This window comes from Erwinia sp. MYb416, from assembly GCF_037479575.1.
Classification (GTDB): domain Bacteria; phylum Pseudomonadota; class Gammaproteobacteria; order Enterobacterales; family Enterobacteriaceae; genus Erwinia; species Erwinia rhapontici.
Window position 1 is genome coordinate 139508 of record NZ_JBBGYT010000438.1, and the last position, 20054, is coordinate 159561.

Consider the following 20054-nt stretch of genomic DNA (forward strand, 5'->3'; position numbering starts at 1 on the left):
TCTGCGATGCTGATGCTCGATTTCAGTGGGCAGACCGCCGTGGTAACCGGCGGTTTGCAGGGGATCGGCAAAGCGATTGCCGATCTGTTATTCGAGGGTGGGGCGAATGTGGTGATTGGCGACATCGCTGCCCCCTCGCGCCAGCAGCAAGAGCGTCAGCTGATCGTGCCGGTAGACGTGGCATCACGCCCGGCGGCACAGGCGCTGATTGATGATGCCGTCGCCACCTTTGGCGGCGTCGATATTCTGGTGAACAGCTGCGGCGTCTCGGCAATGAGCCCGGTGGATGCCATGAACGATGATGACTGGCAGCGTATTCTCGATGTGAATGTGAAAGGCCTCAGTTATTTGTCCGAAGCTGCCATTCGCGTGATGAAGGTGCGACAGGCCGGGCGCATTATCAATATCGCCTCCCAGGCGGGAAAAAACGGCTACCGGCTGATGGGGCAATATGTTGCTTCCAAACATGCGGTGCTGGGCCTGACGAAGGTGATGGCGATTGAGCTGGCGCGTGACAATATCCTGGTGAATGCGGTGTGCCCCGGTATTGTGGAAACCGAAATGAAGTGGCGTGAACGGCGCGAAGGGGCAGAACTGCGCGGCCTGACGCCGGAAGCGATCTACGCGGAAGACTGCTCCCAGGTACTGCTGGGGCGCACGGCACAGCCTCTTGATGTCGCCAACGTGGTGGCTTTTCTCGCCAGCCCTCTCTCCTCTTATATGACCGGCCAGGCGATTAACGTCACGGGCGGCATGACGATGCACTGATGAGCACACAACCCGATAAACCCGACAACCACGACCTGGCGGTAATGCACTGGGGAACCTATCGCGTTGCCGTCACCGACGGTCAGCTCACCGGGATCAGCCCGGTGGAGTGGGATCGCAATCCGTCGAAAATCGGCCAATCCCTTCCGGGCGCCGTGCAGGGATCGTCACGCGTCCAGCGTCCGGCGGTACGGCTGGGTTATTTAAACAACCGCGCGGCCTCCCGTAACGGGCGCGGGCGCGAACCCTTTGTGGAGGTGAGCTGGGACGTAGCGCTGGCGCTGGTGGCAGATGAACTGCAACGGGTAAAAACGGAGCGCGGTAATGAGGCGATCTATGCCGGATCTTATGGCTGGTCGAGTGCCGGACGTTTTCACCATGCGCAGAGCCAGTTGCACCGTTTCCTCAATGGCTTCGGTGGCTACGCGGGCAGCACCAATACCTACAGCATTGCTGCAGGGGAGCGCATTTTGCCGCATATCCTCGGCGATCTGGATGATCTCCAGCGCCAGCACACCCACTGGCCGGTGCTGGCAGAGCACTGTGAGCTGTTTGTGGCGATCGGCGGCCTGCCGCTACGCAATGCGCAGGTTAACGGCGGTGGCGCGAACGATCACGCCCTGCAACACTGGCTGGACACCTTGCGCAGTAACGGCACGCGCTTTATCAATATCAGCCCGGTGAAAAACGATCTGTCGGCGGTTGATGATGCGCGCTGGCTGGCGATTAAACCCGGCAGCGACACGGCGCTGCTGCTGGCGGTGTGCCAGGTACTGGTGGACGAAGGTTTATATGACAGCGACTTTGTTGCCAGCCACACGGTGGGATTTGAACAGTACCGTGCTTATCTGCTGGGAGAGCATGACGGCGTGGTGAAAACCCCGGCGTGGGCCGCGCCGCTCACCGGCTTAAGCGCTGACAGCATTCGCGAACTGGCGCGCGAGATGGCGCACCATAAAACTATGATCAATGTTGCCTGGTCCGTGCAGCGTGCACGCCAGGGCGAGCAGGCATTCTGGGCGGTGGTGGCGACCACGGCGCTGCTGGGGCAGATCGGCACCCCCGGCGGCGGGCTGGGATTTGGCTATGCCTCAACGAACCTTGCCGGATCGGACCGCCATCGCTTTTCCGGGCCACGCCTGCCTGCGGGCGTGAATGCGGTGACCACCCGCATCCCGGTCGCACGCATCGCCGATATGCTGCTGCATCCCGGCGAATCTTATCAATTTGATGGTAAAACGCAGACCTGGCCTGATATCCGCCTGGTGTACTGGGCGGGCGGCAACGTGTTTCATCATCACCAGGATCTGAATAAGCTGACCCGCGCCTGGCGTCGCCCGGAAACGATTATCGTCCATGAGCAGTACTGGACGGCGCAGGCCAAATTTGCCGATATCGTGCTGCCTGCCACCACCTCGCTGGAGCGGGAAGATATTGGCAGCGCCAGCAATGACGGCTTTATGATTGCCATGCGCCAGCACCTTGCGCCAGTCGGGCAGGCTCGCGATGACTACGCGATTTTCAGCGATCTGGCTAACCGGCTCGGTTTTGGCGACGACTTTACCCAGCAGCGTGATACGCGCGGCTGGCTGGAAGCGATGTACAACGAGGCCCGGCCGCGTGCGCAGGAAGAGGGCATTGAGCTGCCGCTGTTCGACGCGTTCTGGCAGCGCGGCAAGCTGGAGTATCCGCGCCCGGAAACGCCGCAGATCCTGCTGGAGGCGTTTCGTGCCGATCCGCAGCGTGCACCGCTCAGCACGCCTTCCGGCAAAATTGAACTGTTCTCGTCCACTGTCGCCGGGTTCGGCTATGCGGAGTGCCCGGGGCATCCGTTCTGGCTGGCGCCGGAGGCTGACGACCCGCGCTGGCCGCTGCATCTGCTTTCCAGCCAGCCACGCACGCGGCTGCACAGCCAGTACGATCACGGCAAAATCAGCCAGCAGACAAAGATTGCCGGGCGCGAACCGCTGTGGCTGCACCCGCAGGATGCCGCGCAGCGCGGCCTGTCGGAGGGCGATATCGTCAACGTGTTTAACGCACGCGGCTCACTGCTCGCCGGGGTGCATCTCAGTGACGGCATAAGGCCGGGTGTGGTGCAGATGTCGACGGGTGCCTGGTATGACCCGATCAATACCCGCGATGTGCAGCCGCTGGATAAACACGGTAACCCGAACGTATTAACCGACGATCGGGGCAGTTCGCGGCTAGGCCAGGGGTGTACGGCGCAGAGCTGTCGTGTGGAGATTGTCCGCTTCGATGCGCCGCTGCCGCCGATCACCGCCTGGGACCCGCCGGAGTTTATCCCCGACCCCGAAGCCTCACCTGCGCGATAAATCTTATTTGATCCGGAGTTTATGATGCTAACGATTACCGCGCCCACGGCGTATCTGCAACAGCCCGGCCTGCGCAAACAGGCGGGCGAACACATCAAACCTTATGCCCGCGAGCTACGTATTCTGACGTCGCCACGCGCCTGGCAGGCGGTGAACCCTGAGTTGTCTCACAGCCTGGAGAGCGCGGGTATCCGCTGGCAGCTGGAGTACCTGGACGGTGAATGTACTGACGAGGCCATCGATCGGCTGCGGGACAACGTGGTTGCCCAGGGCGCGCAGGGCATTTTAGCCCTGGGCGGTGGCAGGGTAATGGACTGTGCCAAAGCGGCGGCAGACACACTGGATGACGTGGTGCTGATTAACTTTGCCACCCTCGCGGCGACCTGTGCGGCATGGTCGCCGTTCGCCATCGTCTACAACGCCCAGGGCGGCCATCATCACGGCCTGCTGGTCACCAAAAAACCTGCATTAGTGCTGGTGGACAGTGAAGTGATTGCTCACACCGATGTGCGCTATCTGAAGGCGGGCATTGTCGATGCGCTGGCAAAATGGTTTGAACTGGAACCGTATCAGCGCCAGAACCCGGGGCGTCTGGGGCTGGATTTGAAGGTGTCGGTGGCCCGCCAGGCGCTGGAGGTGTATGCGCAGTGGGGCAGTGAAGCGGTGATCGCCAATCAAAACCAGCAGGTGACCCCGGCGCTGGAGAAGGTGATTGAGGCCAATATCGTACTGGCCGGGCTTGCCAACAGCGTGCATGACGACCTGCCCACGCCGGGCGTGGCGCATGAGATCCACAACCGCCTGACCCACGAACCGGAGCTGCACGATTTGCTACACGGTGAGAAAGTGGGGTACTGCCTGCTGATCCAGTCACTGCTTGAGCGCGGGCAGCAGCCCGATGACAATCTGCTGAGCTTATTACAGCAGTACGACAGCCCGCTGACGCTGGGCGCGCTGACGGGCGATGTTGCTGCGCGTTTCCGCCAGATTGCCCATGAGATTCATTTCCCCGCCGTCAGCCTCACCCATCTGCCGTTCACGATTACGCAGGAGAAACTGGAGCAGGCATTGGTGGCGACGATAGAATGATGTGATCAATGCGCGAGTGGCATCCTCAGAACCTGCGGGAATATTTGATGAGGAAGCGTTAAGAGCAATCAGGAAGTGGAAATTTACCCCGCATAAACCCTGGCAGGGATTAACGAAGGACTTTACCTTTAGCATTAATATGAAATCGTCGGTTGAATAGCGCGTTATCTTTCATCCCGGCCTGAGGGCCGGGATTATCATTTCTTAGTCAAGAAGATGTCGGCGTTTTATCTCCTGAGCGATCAATTCAGGCACCTCTTTCACTTGTGAAATTGCCCGGTTGTTAACGATGATCTGGCTGGCATTGTCGTAACCAGGTGCCCATAAATCATTGTTGTCGACAACATTTTTATATACGGCAATAAGATTTTTTTTCCATGCGGCTGAGATATGCACGATAGCCGTATCCGGGGAGATAATAAGATCACACTCATGAATTAATGCCATAACGTGATGCAGCGTGTTGAAGGGATTAATGACGACATTATCGGGGAGAGGAATATCGATCTCTTTCCTGTGGTCGAGGAGGATAATGTTGAGATTATCATATTTTTCATTAAGGCCTGCTATTATCTCTGCCAGCTGTTCTTGTGAAAAATTCCGCTCTTTACTTCCGGTAAAAACATTAATGATGACTTTTTTGTTATTAAATGCACTGAGGAAGCTTCTGACATCATCGAAAAAAGCATCAGGGAAATGCAGACTATAAGCGTCATGAGTGATTGGTTTTTTTATCAGAAACTCAGAAATAAGTGAAGCTGCCTGAGTGACATGCTCTTTGTCTCGTTCAAAGAAATTAAGTGATTTACTGTAATGATTGAAACGCTTTTTCTTGTTGAATGCCAGCACTGACTTAGGATTTATTTCACGCAATAGCCGCATTCTGTGAACGGGAGTATCAAACAATGATGGATCAATGACCAGGTCATACTGGTTATTTTTCAATTTTTCAATGGTTATTTCCGAAACAGTATGGTTGAAGCTTTTCAGATAAACCTCTGTGCTGGCATCATCTGCTTCATAAATATTTCTGATAAATGGATTATACTTCACCACAATACTGCTGGACTTCGTCAGTAATATATCAACTTTATAACCTGCCGTATGCAAATTTTTAATAAGAGGAGAGTAAACAACGGTGTCGCCGATGGTCCCTTCATTACGTATAAGTAAGATCGTTTTTATGGAATCTACGTTTAATGTGTTTTTTTTATACTTATCCCATATGATCTTTGCAACGAGTAATTTGGCATCTAATCTTACTTTTTTCATAAAGTAATTTTTGCGTCGATTAAGTTCTCTTAGTTTTTTAAAATGCCCACTAGATACTGAAATGGCAAGTTGTTCGGTCATGGCGAATATCCTTATAAAGTAGATGTGAAAAGTGTAATGTTGTCATGTTTTATTTCAACTTTAATTAATTACAAATGCAATTAATTCAGTGAGTAATTTTTACTTTTTGAATGAATCAGTTTCAGAGGAAATGGTTTGGCAGGTTGGTCACATGTTGTGTGCCATAGTTTATCACTGCTGCGCAGGAAAATCACCGGGCAATTGGCTGTCAGTCTGTTTCATCCCCAATGATTCGAATGGTGGTATCTAAAATTCATCTCAGCTTGTTTAGTGATTTGACTGCATGAGAATGACGTGGCCTGAAAGGCTAATGATTATCGATAGAAGAATAACGGCCGATGTAACCGGCCGTCCATTTTTACCGCCCTGGAAAATTACAGCGCATTAATTTGCCGTAAGATCTCCTGCTTGATCGCCTTCCTTTTAGCTTCATCCTTCACCGGTTCGGGTTGCTGCTGCAAAGCGGCATCCAGCTTCTCACCCAGCGTGGGGGCACCCTGAATCCATGCGTTTGTCTCCTCGTCACCGATGACGTTTGCCACAATCGCGGCGGATTTTTCATAGGTTTGCACGTCGATCCACGGTGTCTCCAGAGAGAATGCCGGGGTCGATGAGGTGACGATAAGAGGAACCTCGGTACGGATGTCGCGCGACGAGCTGCCAATGCGAAGCGTGAAGCGGCCTGGCTCCAGCACCCAGTCATTTTTGTCCTCATCAAAATAGGAGAAGGAGCGCTTATCAAGTTTCAGCGTGACCTGCTGCTCTGCGCCCGCTGCCAGGCTGACTTTTTCAAACGCTTTCAGCTCCTGAACCGGCCTGTCGAGGCGCGAAGCTTCATCGTGCACGTAAAGCTGAACCACCTCTTTGGTGTCTCTCTGCGACAGGTTGCGCAGCGGGAGGCTGATCGCAATGCTGTCCTGCTGATCAATATTGAATACCGGCTTATCCGGGCTGGCCTTGCCATACTGTACGCCGGAGTAGGAGAGGCCATAGCCAAACGGATACATCGGCGCGACTTGCCGGATGTCAAAAGCACGGTAGCCAACATAAATCCCTTCACCGTAGATCACCGTTTTTGCGCTGCCCGGATAATTGCCAAAACCCGGTGAGTCTTCCAGACGTTTAGGGAAGGTGAGCGGCAGCTTACCGGAAGGGTTCACTTTTCCGCTCAGGATATCCGCTACCGCATTACCCGCCTGTTCACCGGGTTGCCAGGTAAGCAGAATCGCGTCTGCGTGATGCTCCCACGAGGCCATCTCGACAGGGGCACCAATATTCAGCAGCACCACCACCTTTTTATTCTGCTGATGGAACGCCGCAGACACCCTGGCAATCATCGCCACTTCATCCGCATGCATCGCCATGGAATAGCGATCCGCCCCCTCGGTAGAACTGCGCCCGATTGAAATCAGGGCAATATCACTCTGCTGCGCCGCGCTGGTGATAGCGGCATCGCTGGCCTGCTCATCCAGCGTTTGTCCCCCGGCGGCATCGATCAGCGTTAACCCGGCGTTTTTCAGCCCCTGCGGTAACGTCACCAGCCGTTTAGGATCGATATTGACCTCCGCGCTTCCCCCGCCAACCACGAAGAAATTACTGATGTTATGGCCGAACGTTGCCACACGCAGCGAAGTAGTGAGCGGCAGCGTTTCTGCATCGTTTTTCAGCAACACCATGGCATCGGCCGCCGACTGACGCGCCAGTAACGCATGATCGGCAGGCATAGGATCGCGGGTGGGTTCGCCACCTTTAAAGCGGTGGGTTTTGATCACCACACTCAGGATATTGCGGACGTTTTCGTTGATCTGATCCTGCGTGATCTCGCCGGATTTGATGGCCGCGAGGATCACGTCTTTCGGGTCGGTATTGCGGCGCAGGAAAGGCGTGTCCTTTTTGGACAGCCCGCCCGGCATATTAAGATCGTTGCCATTCTGCAATGCCCTGACCGGATCGCTGACGCCGTACCAGTCAGACATCACCAGACCGTTAAACTTCCACTGAGTGCGCAGTACGTCTTTCAGCAGCCAGGCGTTTTGCGAAGCGGGCGTGCCGTTGATCGACGGATACGAACTCATCACCGCCCAGGGTTGGGCTTTCTCCATCGCGTATTCAAAACCGGGGAAATAGATTTCCCGCAGCGCACGCGGAGAAATAATCTCGTTCACCGTCTGTCGGCGCGTTTCCTGATTATTCGCAGCAAAGTGTTTCACCACTGCGCCCACGCCCTGCGCCTGCATCCCGTTGATATAGCTCACCGTGATCATGGCATTCAGCCACGGATCTTCGGAGAAGTATTCAAAGTTGCGGCCGTTCAGCGGGTTACGCTGAATGTTAATCGCCGGTCCGAGCATTAAGTCGACGCCATACTGTTTCGCTTCATCACCTATCGCACCGCCGACCCGCTGGATCAGTGCCGGGTCCCACGTGGCTGCCATGGCGATGGACACCGGGAACGCGCTGGCGAAACGCTTCTCACCGCCGGTGGGGCCTGCCCCGAGCCTGACGCCAACAGGGCCATCGGCAAAGACAATTTGCGGGATGCCCAGCCGGGGGATGGCGAAGGTTGAACCCGCCGCGCCCGCCACTTTTTCGGCATTGTTCATCCCGGTGCCCGTCACCAGCGCGGCTTTCTCTTCCGGCGTCATGGCGGCAATGACCGCAGATATCGACTCAGCATCTTTTAACTGTGGAGCGGCCCAGGCGGGTGTAGACAGGAGGATAACGGCAGCCGACAGTCCGGCCTTATGTGATTTCATACTCATCCCTTAGCATTTTTACGGAGGCTAAAAAATGAGATTACCAAAAATGTTGATATATTTTAGTGACGTAGGTAACGGTTGTGGGATGGGCGGGGGGATATAAAAAGTGGTATGGGGGATTTCGGGATGTGGTGGCTGGTAGCGACATCAGTAGTCTGCTGTGAGCGAGGTGCAGACGTTCTTGTACAAAGCATGTCGCCAGATTACAGTGAAGCCATTGATTGACAAGTGAGTCGAATCACACGCGCAACAGGCTTGCATGTAATGGTGAGCGCTTTAAAAAACGTGGTCGTCTCAGGCCGGACTGGAATCGTGCATTGTTTCATCCGTGTTGGGAAGACGTGCCGATTGTTGAGCCTAAAGGCACAGTTTCCTGTGCTGCTACATACAGATGAGGCGATCCTCGATTTCGACCTGTCCATAGAAAAGGCCCTCTTTCCTGGCAAGCTAAATGGTTCATTCAGATAATTGATCGGTTCCTGAGGACAACAAATAATGCTTTTCAATAATAAAAATCTGTTTATTACTCTCTTATCCCTCTGCACGTTCCAGACTTATGCAGCACAATGCACAGCGGAAACCATCGCTAAAAACAAACTGAACAACTTCATTCTCATGAGCCAGCAGACAAGAACAGAAATCCCCAAATCGGTTGAAATGACTATTGATAGTCCTAATGGGTATCTTCGTGCATCGGTTCAAGGCAACTTCAGTCAGTGCGGTGAGCTAATTGGCGGCAGTGTAAAAGAGGTCAAAACCTCAAGAGGCCCGAAAGCAGTATTCACGGCTACCAATGAAATTCAGCTGAACAGAACGGACTTTGGCTGGCGCATCCAGATGGATGCAAACGGGGTCATAGTCGATCACAACAGTAAGAAGACCACACAGCTGTACCAGCAGACTCTGGAGGGAATGTACCTGCTTAACAATAAAGGATTAATCAGCCACGCAGTTACACGCTCGACTATCGCGGCCACAAAAGCAGAAGATAAAGACAAAACCACAGTGAGCAAAATAGATTACGTTTTCAATTCATCAGGGTTGCTGGCAAGGATGGTAAGCAAAGGAAGTTTGCCGATAGATAACAATACGATTGTATACAGCTATGATGACAATCATCGCCTGATCAAAACCCAGTCCCCCTCAACCATAGAAGAGTATACCTATGATAACGAGGGCCGTGAGCTGACCCTGAGCAAGACCCAGACCTATTTCACCATCGAAAAAAACCTGTCCACGTGCGAGGAGTGGAACTCGCATGGAGAATGCACACGCGCCAATATGAACATCATGATTGTCCCAGTCGATCGGACGGGTAAACAGGATGTGGACAAATATAAAGCCGTTATAACGGCGAAATACGAATACTGGAACTGACTATTTCATCCGCCATATGGGTTGCCAAAATGATACTGGAACCGAAACTGGCTCCTTTATCACATCCTAATACTGAGCTGAGCAGCTCCGGTATTCATTCAGAGCATTAACGTCCGCTCCTGGCACTAAGCGGACGAGGTAACGGTCTGCTATGAGCGATCTGCGGATCTATCGGTCATAAGTTGAGGTAGTTGCAATACCCTGCTTTCTTCTCATTAAGACAGCATGGTTAACAGACTGCTTTGGTAAGTATGTCAAGATTCATGAAGTCATATCGTCTCTCTCTAACAATCTTTTGCCTGTACACTCAATCGGCATCGTATTGTGCTCTGGATGCACGAAAATAGCCGGCGGATGTGATAATCCATGACCATAAAGGTAGCATCCGCAGAAGCATTTCTTTTCCCATATCTGTAATTGCATAAACCACCCGGGGCAACTTTTCCTCATAATCATAGCGGGATATAAGCCCGTCCCGCTCCAGATGTCGCAGTGTTCGCGTCAGCATTCTTTGAGTGACACTCGTAAGGTAGCGGCGTAACTCTCCGTAGCGAAGAGGTCCGTTAGTACCAAGAATATGCAGCACGCCCAGCGACCAGCGATTACCTGCATGGGCCAGGATCTCACGTTTTAGGCCCTCATCATCGTTGCTTAATTCCTCACAAAATTCCTTGGAAAATTGCAACAGTGCTTCCCGCTCAGACTCCATATCACCTCCGGTATCATGCGTGTGCCTAATTGAACCAGGCCATGTCAGCTGTCAGGATGACGTTTTAATACAACAGGAAGCAACAATGAATACTGAAAAAAAACCTAAAGATACTGTTCTAGTACTCGGTGCAGGCGAGCTTGGTATTCAGGTATTAAGAGCGATGAGCAATAAAGTGCAGGACTATAAAGATGTAAAAATTAGCGTGTTACTCAGAAGCGAAGCCGCTTATGCCGTTTCTGGCTCGCGCAAGGCTCGGCTGGATGAACTGACGAAGCTTGGAATCGCTGTAGTAGAGGGCGATCTGCAGGAAAACAGTGTTGATGAACTGAGTGAACTATTTGCTGCTTTCGACGCCGTCATCAACTGCAGTGGTTTTGTCGGCGGGCCGGGAACACAGATAAAAATTACTCAGGCGGTATTCAAAGCTGCCGTAGCCCGCTACTTCCCATGGCAGTTTGGCGTTGATTATGACGTAGTGGGTAAAGGCAGCGGGCAACAAGTGTGGGATGAACAACTAGAAGTTCGCCACCTTTTACGCCAGCAAAACGCAACAGCGTGGGTCATTGTATCTACAGGCATTTTTACCAGCTATCTGTTTGAGCCAAGTTTTGGTGTTATTGACACGCAAAGTAAAACTGTCTGTGCCCTGGGAGACTGGATGCACGCGGTAACGCTATCCACACCAGAAGATATTGGCAAGCTGACTGCGGACATTTTCTTCCATCAGCCCACTTTCAAAAACGAGATTGTCTATATTGCAGGTGATACGCTGACTTATAGTGAGCTTGCTGACTTAATGAGTGCTCACTGGGGCACCGAAGTAAATAGAAAATTACTGGACGGGCAAAAGCTTCTGGATGATGTTCAGCTCAATCCGCAAGATGTTGGTGCAAATTATCGACTTGCTTTCGCACGGCCAGACGGCGTAGCCTGGAGTAAGCAAAATACTTACAATTACCGTCAGGGAATTTCAACTACGACGGCCAGTCAATGGCTGGCAAAACAACACGGTATGTAGCATTCAGGTAGTGTTAAGCACTATTTTAAGCGGTGCAGAGCAAATTCAGATGCCGACGTGCTCTTGTCTTCAGAGCAAAAAAGCCACTGCAATTTTGCTGGCATTGCGGTTTACCCACCTATACATAGATCCTGAGCTTAAAATGATAGGTCGAATATATTAAGGGCCGGCCTTCGCCCTAAATCAATATTTCAATGTCCGCTTCACGAACCCGCCGGGGTTGTGCCCACCGCTGGAGTAGCGATGGGCAAAATACATTTCCTCCAACTCCATTTGCAATTGACGCCGGGTCTGCAGTCCAGAGTTATGAATGACATTATTTGCAGGAGCGCTGCCGCACTCCATCTTACTGCTTTAGCGCAATGCAATATCAGCAGTTGCCATATTCAGCGCAGCGTCAAAAGGCGCTTTTCCCGCTCCCGTAAGCCAGTCTTTCAATGTCAACATCGGACCGAACTCTCGCTCTAAGGCTGGGATATCTGCAATACCTGCAACCACACCGTTGTCCACTAGTTCCGTCAGCTTTTTCAGGAACACGTTACTCTCCAGCAACGCTTTTGAAAACCGCTGATAGCGAATAGGCCGAGCTGCTGCAAGCGAGAAAGCATGTTCCAAATCTTCGCCAGTGAGACTCTGCCCCGAAAGCTCCAACGCCTGGCCCGCGTAACGCTCCGGGTGGCATAGGATCTCGGCATTAATTCTGCCAAGGTCGTCAAGCGCTATCATTTGCATAGGCTGGTTCCGATGCATGAAGAAGGTGAACACGCCCGTATTCAAGCCCATACCTGGCAACAGCATCATTTCCATAAAGCTGGCCGGACGCGTTATCGTAGCGGCGATCGGCAGGCTGCGAATGTGCTCCTCTATCTCAGACTTGCTGTCGAAATGTCCCATGCCGGTCAGGCCTTTTCCCGCCGCTCCGCCCGAAGAATACACAATGAATTCAACGTTTGCTGCAACCGCACTATCGGCAATTGCCTTGCCCTGCATCACCTCCTGTTCATCTGACACCAGACCGGATGGCGAGCTTGTCTGCACGCTGAACACACGGTTGACGCCCTGCATCGCCCGATCAATCGAGGCACGGTCAAACAGATCGCCAACAACCAGTTTGATGCCCTGCTTAGCAAGCGCTCTTGCTTTATCGCTCTGGGCATCCCTGACGAAGGCACGTACTGTTTTCCCCCTGGCTTTCAACGCTCTTGCCACAGCACCGCCCTGTTGCCCTGTTGCACCAAAAACCAAAAACTCCAAAGACTTTTGCATATCAGTAACCCATAGTAACTATCGAAGGTTCTTATTTTGAACTATCATGATTTTTCCGCAAGACGGCACTTTTTTGATACTAAGTTACAGAGAGATAACTAATGAAGAGCATTCCTAAAGATGCACAGACCCTGATGCCCGATGAGATCAATGGTCGACCTGTTCTGCATACGCCCAGAGGCCCGGTACTGACGCCTTGTGCACCCGGGAGTGTATTAGCCCGACTGGGAGACAAGTGGACAATTTTGGTTATTTCGTTCTTATCTCTATATCCTGATACACCGATGCGTTTCGGGGTGCTTCGACGGGGTATCCCGGATATCTCGCAACGCATGCTGACGTTGACCTTGCGCAACCTTGAAAGGGATGGTCTGGTCTCGCGCGACTACTATCCTGAACTGCCGCCTCGCGTCGAATATGAGTTGACTGAAAGAGGGAAATCCATGCTAGAACCGCTGGCGGGCTTTACCCGCTGGATTCGTGACACATGGCAGGATATAGAAGTTTCACGACGCGCTTACGATGAGGCGGAAGACAGGTCTACTGAAATTGGGGAGAAAACATCCAGGGTGTAATATATTGAAGGTTAAAAAATACTTTAATGATGCATATATCCACGTTAATCCATTTTTTATGTCCGTATCGTTGACCGTATTACTTTTAGCGAAAATCGCGATAATGATTTCGTCTTAATTCTTCGCAATCGCAAGTGATTTAAATATTGAACGGCGTCACTACAATTACCCGAGAGGATGCCTTTTCATCTTCTACTTCTGGCAAAAAACCATGAAAACGCAGGATTGCGCCAAATGCCGATCGCGCATCTTCGTGCAAATCATGCTCAATCACTGCATCCATCTCTTCAGCAGTCAGTAGCTTGCGATTCTCTTCATCAAAGTCGTGTCCGATAAAGACTTTTATGTCTCGTTTAACGCCAGGACATAGGGCGTTACGTCATGTCGATGGAATGAGAATTCGCTTCAGGAACGCTATCACTGGATTTTTACCTGGATCCGTTGGCTACTTCAAATCGTTCAGATTTCCTTTAAGTTAACGCTACTTTCGGAAAATCTAATAAATTAAAACCACCTAAAACCCAGCATAATCAATTCTGCTACAGTTATTATTCAAACGCGAAATCTCAATAAAGTCACATACATTTTCCTCTACAAGTTGAGTGCAGAATCATGGTTTTTCGTGATTAAATTTTAATTTCAAGAAGGAAAATGCATACAACACTATTTTGAGCGTGTCATATGCACTACTGCATAGAAGCACTTATCAAAATTGATATGTTAACCCAACGCCAAACGTATCATCTGTTGAAATTCCAAACGGTGTCGTATCGCTAAGTCGGTTTATTCTATAGTCCGCATAGGTAAACATGTTTTTATTGAGGAAGTAAGAAATATTGACGTCAATATACTTCACTAAATAAACGTCACCATATCCTTCAATGTCTTTAGCCTGAGACTGGAACCAACCAATGCCTGGAACGAACCCATTTAGCGCAACATATCTCAGATACATCTCCATATTTTCAGTTTTATTTGCATAACCATAACCACGGATAGGGGTGATATTACTTCCCTGAGAATATTTGACCGCCGCATAGAACTGATTCGGATTGTACTTGAAACCAACGGCCCACATTTCAGCACGATCACCGTCACCGTAAGCAAGCGCCTGCTGGGCCTGGGTGCGTTTTGAATTACTGTAAGCGGCCAGCATGGTGCCGCCCCAATCGAACGCATAGCTTACAGAAGCACCCGCGCCATCTCCGTTTGAAGCGTAGACTGTTCGGCTGCTGTTATTACTATCCTCACCATTTTTACCCTGATATTGCAGAGCAAACTTCAGATTGTCATCAAGCCCGAATAAGTTATTGTTGCGGTAGGTAAGAAGACCACTCGAGCGACCTGTCATAAAGCCATCAGTATAGATATCGGTCATGATGTCAAAGATAGGTGCATAGTCCGTGATACTTCCAACATCAAACATGATTCCGTTGTTGCGGCCATAATCCAGTGAACCCAAAGCACTGTGCTTTATTCCCGCAAATCCATAGCGGGTTTTACTGCCCAGTGTTCCATCAGCTTCAGAATTATTAGCCTGAATATTATATTCCCACTGACCATACCCGGTCAGTTTATCATTGATTTGAGTTTGGCCTTTGAAACCTAACCGGACATAAGTTGCATCACCGTCTACAGTTGTATCATCACTAAAATAATGACGCGCACGTACACTACCAAACAAATCCAATTTATTGCCGTCTTTATTATATATTTCAGCGGCACTTGCAAATTCCGCCAATAGCAATGCCACCATCAGAATGGATAAATTAAATACTTTCATCATCAATCTCTTTAATTAGCAGGTGTTGATTAATTACTGAGTGGAGAGAGCCTCCACTCAGTGTCTTTATATTAGCGATTTAATGGGCGAGGCTGTGCTTCTTCAGGCAGAAGAGAAATATACGTTTCTCCTTCCAGCTGAGTAATATGCTCTTCTTTGGCCGCAGAAATTAATGCAGGATTGGTCAATGCGCGAACAGCAGAAGCCGCGATGACACTCCCGGCCAGCAGCATGCCTTTATGAGCATATGATGATTTTCCCTGGGTAACCATCTGCCAGGAATGAGGAGCAGTACCCCAGGCGCAGGTTGCGATATAGACCTGTCCTACCGGAACCAGCCAGCTTACGTCGCCCACATCTGTAGAGCCATTGAGAAAATCAGGTTCTTTGCGGAAGGCCGTTAAATCTTCTGAAAGAATTTTCCCACTTTTCTCAACCCGGCGCTTCTCTTCATCCGAGAAGGTTGCCTGAATGGACTGTGCAAAGGCTTTTTCTTCATCGGTAAAGGTAACAGGCCCAAACTTACTGAGTTCCTCATCCATCATGCTGGCCAGCGTCACGTTAGGAATAAGGTCAGCGGAGGCCGCATCAAATTCCATTGTGACCTGAGTGCCGGTCATGAGTGCCGCGCCGCGAGCGATATCTTTGACTCTTTCAGTAATTTCACGCACCTGATGCATTTTGGGCGAGCGCACCTTGTAAAGTACGTGCGCGTCAGATTGCACGACGTTTGGCGCATTTCCGCCGGCATTGGTAATTGCATAATGGAGACGGGCTTCAGGAATAATATGCTCACGAAGGAAGTTCGCACCCACGTTCATCAACTCAACACCATCCAGCGCACTTCGGCCCATGTGAGGACTGAAGGCTGCATGAGTGCTCTTACCTTTAAAGAGGTACTTGATCTGGTTTGTTGCGAGCATACGGGCATTGTATGCGAGGTTCTCATCCCAGGGATGCCAGGTGAACGCGACATCAACATCTTCAAACAGCCCAGCGCGCGCCATAAAGGCCTTTCCGCCGCCGCCTTCTTCAGCAGGGCAACCGTAGTATTTTATTGTCCCACTCAGGCCCAGTTTCTCTATGCATGCTTTGGTGGCCAATGCAGCAGCCAGCGCTCCTGTTCCAAGAAGGTTGTGACCGCAGCCATGGCCATTGCCCGCATTTTCTACAGGGGCATAACAGTTGGTATTCGCTTCCTGACTCAGAGCGGGCAAAGCGTCATATTCGCCCAGAAATGCAACAACAGGTTCTCCCGTTCCGAAGGTCGCAACAAACGCGGTTTCAATGCCTCCGGCATTTCTTACAACCTCAAACCCGCAATCTTCAAGCGTCTGTGCCATCAGCGCTGCTGATTGCTTTTCTTCATAGCGCACCTCAGCGAAATCCCAGATTTTGTCACTGACAGAAATAAGTCGTGTCGCTTCTTCACTCAGGGTTTGTTTAATAATTTCTAAATATTCCATATATAACTCTCATTAATGCGTAGGGGTTGGATGAGGCTCCGCATTTGCAGAAGCACTGGAATGTCTGATTGTCAGCGCGATGAGGCAGGTAATAACTGCACAGGCCACGATCATCATGAAGGCACTTGAATAGTTCTGATTTGTTGCTTTAAGCATGTAACCAATGACGATGGGTGAAAGCAGTGAGCCAATCTGTGCGAAAGAATTTATTAAGCCTGTTGCGGTGCCAACCGAATCTTTAGGGAACTGTTTGATGATAGTGACGAACACGCTGATGCTGATCGCATTAAGGAAAATGTTCGAAAGTGATAGCCATGCAAAAGCAACAGGAATTGATGTCGCATTGAACATCAGCCAGATAAACACTGCTGATACGGCTGCGCCGATGGCAATAAGATACTTTTCGCGGCCGTTAAAGAAGCGGTCCAAAAGCCAGCCGCAGGTTAAGAAGGAGATAAACCCAAGGGTAGGAGGTAGCATTGACCACGCTCCCATGGAGATCATGCTCATTCCTTTCACTTTGACCCAATAGGAAGGAAGCCATGACTGTAATCCCCAAAATACGATATTGGTGAAGAAGTAACATGTCGCAATTTGCCAGGTAAGACGTCGTGCGATGATGTTCTTTAGCCGCTTCTTCTCATAGCCCTTGGGACGCTGAATTTTCGTTGTCTCAGAAGTATCTTGCGGATTATTGGCTGTTTTTAATACTTTCCACAGTGCTAAAGCAAGCAACAGTCCTGTTACACCCAAAACAATAAACATGATGCGCCAGCTTAAAAACGCAATCAGTGTTGAGACAACTAAAGCACCCAGTGCAAATCCAACAGAAGCACCCGACTGTAAAAATGATTTTGCCCGGCCCATTTTGGATTTATCAAACTGCTGAGCAATAACCACTGAACTCCCTGAAGGGAATACAGCTTCCCCCATGCCGGTAAAAAAGCGTGCGATCACGAGGCTAACAATACCTCCGGCCATCCCCGTGCAGGCGGTTGCAAGCGACCAGAAACCGACTGCGCCAGTAAGTATCACCTTGCTACCAAATCGGTCGACCAGATAACCACCTACAAGCTGAGTCAGCGAGTAAGCCAGAAAAAAACCGCTGATAATCAGACCGGTTTCTTCACTCCCCAGATTGAAATCCGCGCTGATAGGAATAATTGCAATATTTATTGCTGTTTTATCGATGAATCCCACAACCCAACATAAAAACAAGATGAAGATAATCAGCTTATTTCTGGTACCCGCTTTCAAGCTGCCCATAGCACTTTCTCCGGAAGGAATGATGATGTGTCGCGTAACTGTCTTGCTAATCTTGCAAAAAAAATGCTACATATCTATGTGCGAACACACATGAAGAAAGTTTATTTTGTGGATTAAAATACATAGGCATATATGAGCGAACATTTTGAGGCACTAAAAAATATTCTGGCGAAAAATAACCCTCACTTAACGTTAAGTATATTTGACTCACCAATACGTTACGATGACCTTATCCGTGATGCTTCCGATAGATTAAAATTCTATAATGATTATTTTATTATCAACCTTCGCAGTACTGATAGCCCTGTAATATTGGATGCAATCTGTTTATATATTCCGTCTTTGACAATAAAAATTGAATCACTTGAAGGACTAATTGAACCAACACTAATAGAATCGATTACTGCCGATGTTAAAAATTACCTTTATGCAAAAATCCTCCAGCAGCAAACCTGGCTTTTTCAACGTATCAGCGAAAATACATGGCATCTGGCTTCAGGACTTTCTCATGAGCGTATCACTCAACATGTTGTGGATGGCGCATTAAAAACCATCCCCTTCAGCGACGCTGTTATTTTTAGGATATATGACGAAGGACAAAATAAACTCTGCCCTGTAGCCGTATCCGGATTCAAGGATAACTATTATGAATACTCCGTCTCACCTCAGGAATCAATATCTGGTAAAGTATTTGAGAGCAGAAAACCAATCATATTAAATTCCAGGGATGATATTCTTGCCTCATTTGAGAATTACTCAGCAATCCGAGCATCTGTTATGGAAAATAATCCCATAGCAAATGCACTTATATGCGTTCCGGTATTGGATCAGCATTATTGCTATGGAACGTTAACCATTCTTTCACTTGGGCGCCGTTCTGTTTTTAATTCTCTGGCAGTTTCATTGCTGGAGACCTTTGCTTCACAGGTTGCACTGGCGTGGCGAAACGCAAAACAATATGACGAAAAGGTTGAAAGCTTTAATCAAGTAAACTCTCTCAGGCAGCAGCTAGAACAACAGAACGAAATGCTAAGAAGTAGCCTGAACTTCCATAATGAAATGATAAAATTATCCATAAAAAACAATGATATATCATCATTCATAAAGGCGATGTCTGATAAGATGAATTTGGAGATAGGTTATGTTGATATATCAGGAGCGATTCACGGTAAGTTGCGGGATATTGATAAACTTTGGGTCACATTGACTACTAATAAAAGTAATGAGGGAATTGAAGAAGCAGGTTTTATCAGAAATGAACTCTATATCCAGCCTATGATGCAAAATCAACAGGCTGTAGGATTCGTCATCGTTAATAAAGCCGACGCCAGTGATTACATCCGTGTGACGCTATCCCGATTGAGCGATTTTTTGATTATGGACATCATGAAAAAGGTCAATAACTTGCTCATTGAGAATAAAAGAAAATCATCAGTAATGGATAAGGTACTACTTGAGGGGATTAATGAAGATACTACTACCACACTGTCTGAAAATGGCTTTCTTATCCAGGAATGGATTGGATGCATAGTTTTATCTTTAGCGAACACCACCAATAGAAGCGAAGATGTCAAATTGCTAGACATGCACAACAAACTAAAATATTTGTTAGCGCGAAGCAACGCATTCATCTACTCTGACGAAATTAACTTTATGATTTACTTATCGGATAATTCGCCAGAAAGAATAAACTCATCCTTTATAAAACTAGAAAAAGAAGTTGTTAATATTGGGTTTTATCAGGCAGGGGTAAGTAATGTTACTTCTGCCATCAGGATAAAACAATCTCTGGATCAGGCATTAACGACTCTGGCTGTCATTAAGAAAAGAAACAAGCAGGGGGTTTTGCGTTTTAATCAGACTGGTATAGAGAGGCTATTTGTTAATCATGAAAAAGAAGAAATAAAACAGTTTATTAATGACGTGCTTTCGCCAATACTGGATGACAGTGAAAAAAGTCAGGTTCTGCTGAAAACATTAAATGAATATATTGGCAATAGTTGCTCCGTGAATAACACAGCAAGATCGTTAGACATACACACAAATACGCTTTACCAGAGAATTAAAAAAATCGAACTCCTCACGAAAATGGACTTATCAAGTTCAGACGATTTTCTTATTATCAGCGTGGCGTGTCATATGCTGAGCTTATCAAGAGGTGTTACGTAATATCAGTTTATTGGTCTCAAATACGGCCCCTCATTGTATGGCAAAAAATGCGCTCCAGGATAAGGGAATGATAGTGCTCTACGAAGAACAGGCCTCCTTGAGGAGAGCGGATTGACGTAA

Annotated in this window: 16 protein-coding genes; 8 read left to right on the plus strand and 8 right to left on the minus strand. The window is 49.3% G+C overall.

The genetic code is table 11. The features are described from left to right. The first annotated feature begins 6 nt into the window (after positions 1–6). From WH277_RS10060 to WH277_RS28695, 4 genes are read left to right on the plus strand one after another with little or no spacing between them, the layout of a single operon-like run. Complete coding sequence (locus WH277_RS10060; RefSeq protein ID WP_133843532.1) at positions 7–768, plus strand: SDR family NAD(P)-dependent oxidoreductase; 762 nt, start codon at positions 7–9, stop codon at positions 766–768. Further along, positions 768–3101, plus strand: coding sequence for a molybdopterin-dependent oxidoreductase (locus WH277_RS10065; protein ID WP_339505499.1), 2334 nt, complete (start codon positions 768–770; stop codon positions 3099–3101). Before WH277_RS10060 ends, WH277_RS10065 begins: the two co-directional genes overlap by 1 nt. 24 nt (positions 3102–3125) lie before the next feature. After that, on the plus strand, positions 3126–4190 hold the full coding sequence (locus WH277_RS10070) for an iron-containing alcohol dehydrogenase family protein (RefSeq protein WP_212816123.1): 1065 nt from the start codon (positions 3126–3128) through the stop codon (positions 4188–4190). A 1-nt stretch (position 4191) separates the two neighbouring features. Further along, a complete protein-coding gene (locus WH277_RS28695; RefSeq protein WP_133843530.1) occupies positions 4192–4350 on the plus strand; it encodes a TonB family protein in 159 nt (52 codons plus the stop codon). Between the two features lie 44 nt (positions 4351–4394). Here WH277_RS28695 and WH277_RS10075 read toward each other — a convergent pair whose 3' ends face one another. Both WH277_RS10075 and WH277_RS10080 read right to left on the minus strand, forming a co-directional pair. Beyond that, entirely contained in the window at positions 4395–5543 is a 1149-nt protein-coding gene (locus WH277_RS10075; RefSeq protein ID WP_159338624.1) for a glycosyltransferase family 9 protein, read from the minus strand. A 374-nt stretch (positions 5544–5917) separates the two neighbouring features. Further along, positions 5918–8299, minus strand: a complete 2382-nt coding sequence (locus WH277_RS10080) for a beta-glucosidase family protein (protein ID WP_339505501.1) — start codon at positions 8297–8299, stop codon at positions 5918–5920. Between the two features lie 498 nt (positions 8300–8797). On the opposite strand from WH277_RS10080, the gene WH277_RS10085 reads away from it, so the two are divergent. Next, on the plus strand, positions 8798–9679 hold the full coding sequence (locus tag WH277_RS10085; protein WP_171149431.1) for a hypothetical protein: 882 nt from the start codon (positions 8798–8800) through the stop codon (positions 9677–9679). A 307-nt stretch (positions 9680–9986) separates the two neighbouring features. Here the strand turns inward: WH277_RS10085 and WH277_RS10090 are convergent, their stop codons facing one another. Continuing rightward, positions 9987–10388 (minus strand): winged helix-turn-helix transcriptional regulator, encoded by a 402-nt coding sequence (locus WH277_RS10090; protein WP_176971843.1) that lies wholly within the window; start codon positions 10386–10388, stop codon positions 9987–9989. A gap of 85 nt (positions 10389–10473) precedes the next feature. On the opposite strand from WH277_RS10090, the gene WH277_RS10095 reads away from it, so the two are divergent. Next, positions 10474–11409, plus strand: coding sequence for an aromatic alcohol reductase (locus tag WH277_RS10095; RefSeq protein WP_339505506.1), 936 nt, complete (start codon positions 10474–10476; stop codon positions 11407–11409). Between the two features lie 354 nt (positions 11410–11763). Here the strand turns inward: WH277_RS10095 and WH277_RS10100 are convergent, their stop codons facing one another. Further along, on the minus strand, positions 11764–12675 hold the full coding sequence (locus WH277_RS10100) for an NmrA/HSCARG family protein (RefSeq protein WP_339505508.1): 912 nt from the start codon (positions 12673–12675) through the stop codon (positions 11764–11766). A gap of 101 nt (positions 12676–12776) precedes the next feature. Between WH277_RS10100 and WH277_RS10105 the strand changes: the two genes are divergently transcribed. Beyond that, entirely contained in the window at positions 12777–13250 is a 474-nt protein-coding gene (locus tag WH277_RS10105; RefSeq protein WP_339505510.1) for a winged helix-turn-helix transcriptional regulator, read from the plus strand. Between the two features lie 139 nt (positions 13251–13389). Here the strand turns inward: WH277_RS10105 and WH277_RS10110 are convergent, their stop codons facing one another. The 4 genes from WH277_RS10110 to WH277_RS10125 all read right to left on the minus strand — a co-directional run bounded on the left by WH277_RS10110 (position 13390) and on the right by WH277_RS10125 (position 17765). Next, complete coding sequence (locus tag WH277_RS10110) at positions 13390–13533, minus strand: hypothetical protein (RefSeq protein WP_339505512.1); 144 nt, start codon at positions 13531–13533, stop codon at positions 13390–13392. 423 nt (positions 13534–13956) lie between these two features. Next, positions 13957–15033, minus strand: a complete 1077-nt coding sequence (locus WH277_RS10115) for a porin (protein ID WP_339506328.1) — start codon at positions 15031–15033, stop codon at positions 13957–13959. A gap of 71 nt (positions 15034–15104) precedes the next feature. Beyond that, positions 15105–16499 (minus strand): amidohydrolase, encoded by a 1395-nt coding sequence (locus WH277_RS10120; RefSeq protein ID WP_339505514.1) that lies wholly within the window; start codon positions 16497–16499, stop codon positions 15105–15107. Between the two features lie 12 nt (positions 16500–16511). Beyond that, the gene (locus tag WH277_RS10125) at positions 16512–17765 is read right to left on the minus strand and encodes an MFS transporter (protein ID WP_339505516.1); all 1254 of its coding nucleotides are present in this window, start codon (positions 17763–17765) and stop codon (positions 16512–16514) included. Positions 17766–17897: 132 nt separating this feature from the next. Here WH277_RS10125 and WH277_RS10130 point away from each other — a divergent pair, with 132 nt between their 5' ends. Next, positions 17898–19934, plus strand: coding sequence for a helix-turn-helix domain-containing protein (locus WH277_RS10130; RefSeq protein ID WP_339505518.1), 2037 nt, complete (start codon positions 17898–17900; stop codon positions 19932–19934). The last annotated feature ends 120 nt before the right edge of the window (positions 19935–20054 follow it).

Bases quoted from the DNA above. Each gene is read 5' to 3' on its own strand.
- WH277_RS10060 (WP_133843532.1), top strand. From the start codon at position 7: ATGCTGATGCTCGATTTCAGTGGGCAGACCGCCGTGGTAACCGGCGGT.
- WH277_RS10065 (WP_339505499.1), top strand. From the start codon at position 768: ATGAGCACACAACCCGATAAACCCGACAACCACGACCTGGCGGTAATG.
- WH277_RS10070 (WP_212816123.1), top strand. From the start codon at position 3,126: ATGCTAACGATTACCGCGCCCACGGCGTATCTGCAACAGCCCGGCCTG.
- WH277_RS10075 (WP_159338624.1), bottom strand. From the start codon at position 5,543: ATGACCGAACAACTTGCCATTTCAGTATCTAGTGGGCATTTTAAAAAA.
- WH277_RS10080 (WP_339505501.1), bottom strand. From the start codon at position 8,299: ATGAAATCACATAAGGCCGGACTGTCGGCTGCCGTTATCCTCCTGTCT.
- WH277_RS10085 (WP_171149431.1), top strand. From the start codon at position 8,798: ATGCTTTTCAATAATAAAAATCTGTTTATTACTCTCTTATCCCTCTGC.
- WH277_RS10090 (WP_176971843.1), bottom strand. From the start codon at position 10,388: ATGGAGTCTGAGCGGGAAGCACTGTTGCAATTTTCCAAGGAATTTTGT.
- WH277_RS10095 (WP_339505506.1), top strand. From the start codon at position 10,474: ATGAATACTGAAAAAAAACCTAAAGATACTGTTCTAGTACTCGGTGCA.
- WH277_RS10100 (WP_339505508.1), bottom strand. From the start codon at position 12,675: ATGCAAAAGTCTTTGGAGTTTTTGGTTTTTGGTGCAACAGGGCAACAG.
- WH277_RS10105 (WP_339505510.1), top strand. From the start codon at position 12,777: ATGAAGAGCATTCCTAAAGATGCACAGACCCTGATGCCCGATGAGATC.
- WH277_RS10110 (WP_339505512.1), bottom strand. From the start codon at position 13,533: ATGGATGCAGTGATTGAGCATGATTTGCACGAAGATGCGCGATCGGCA.
- WH277_RS10115 (WP_339506328.1), bottom strand. From the start codon at position 15,033: ATGAAAGTATTTAATTTATCCATTCTGATGGTGGCATTGCTATTGGCG.
- WH277_RS10120 (WP_339505514.1), bottom strand. From the start codon at position 16,499: ATGGAATATTTAGAAATTATTAAACAAACCCTGAGTGAAGAAGCGACA.
- WH277_RS10125 (WP_339505516.1), bottom strand. From the start codon at position 17,765: ATGGGCAGCTTGAAAGCGGGTACCAGAAATAAGCTGATTATCTTCATC.
- WH277_RS10130 (WP_339505518.1), top strand. From the start codon at position 17,898: ATGAGCGAACATTTTGAGGCACTAAAAAATATTCTGGCGAAAAATAAC.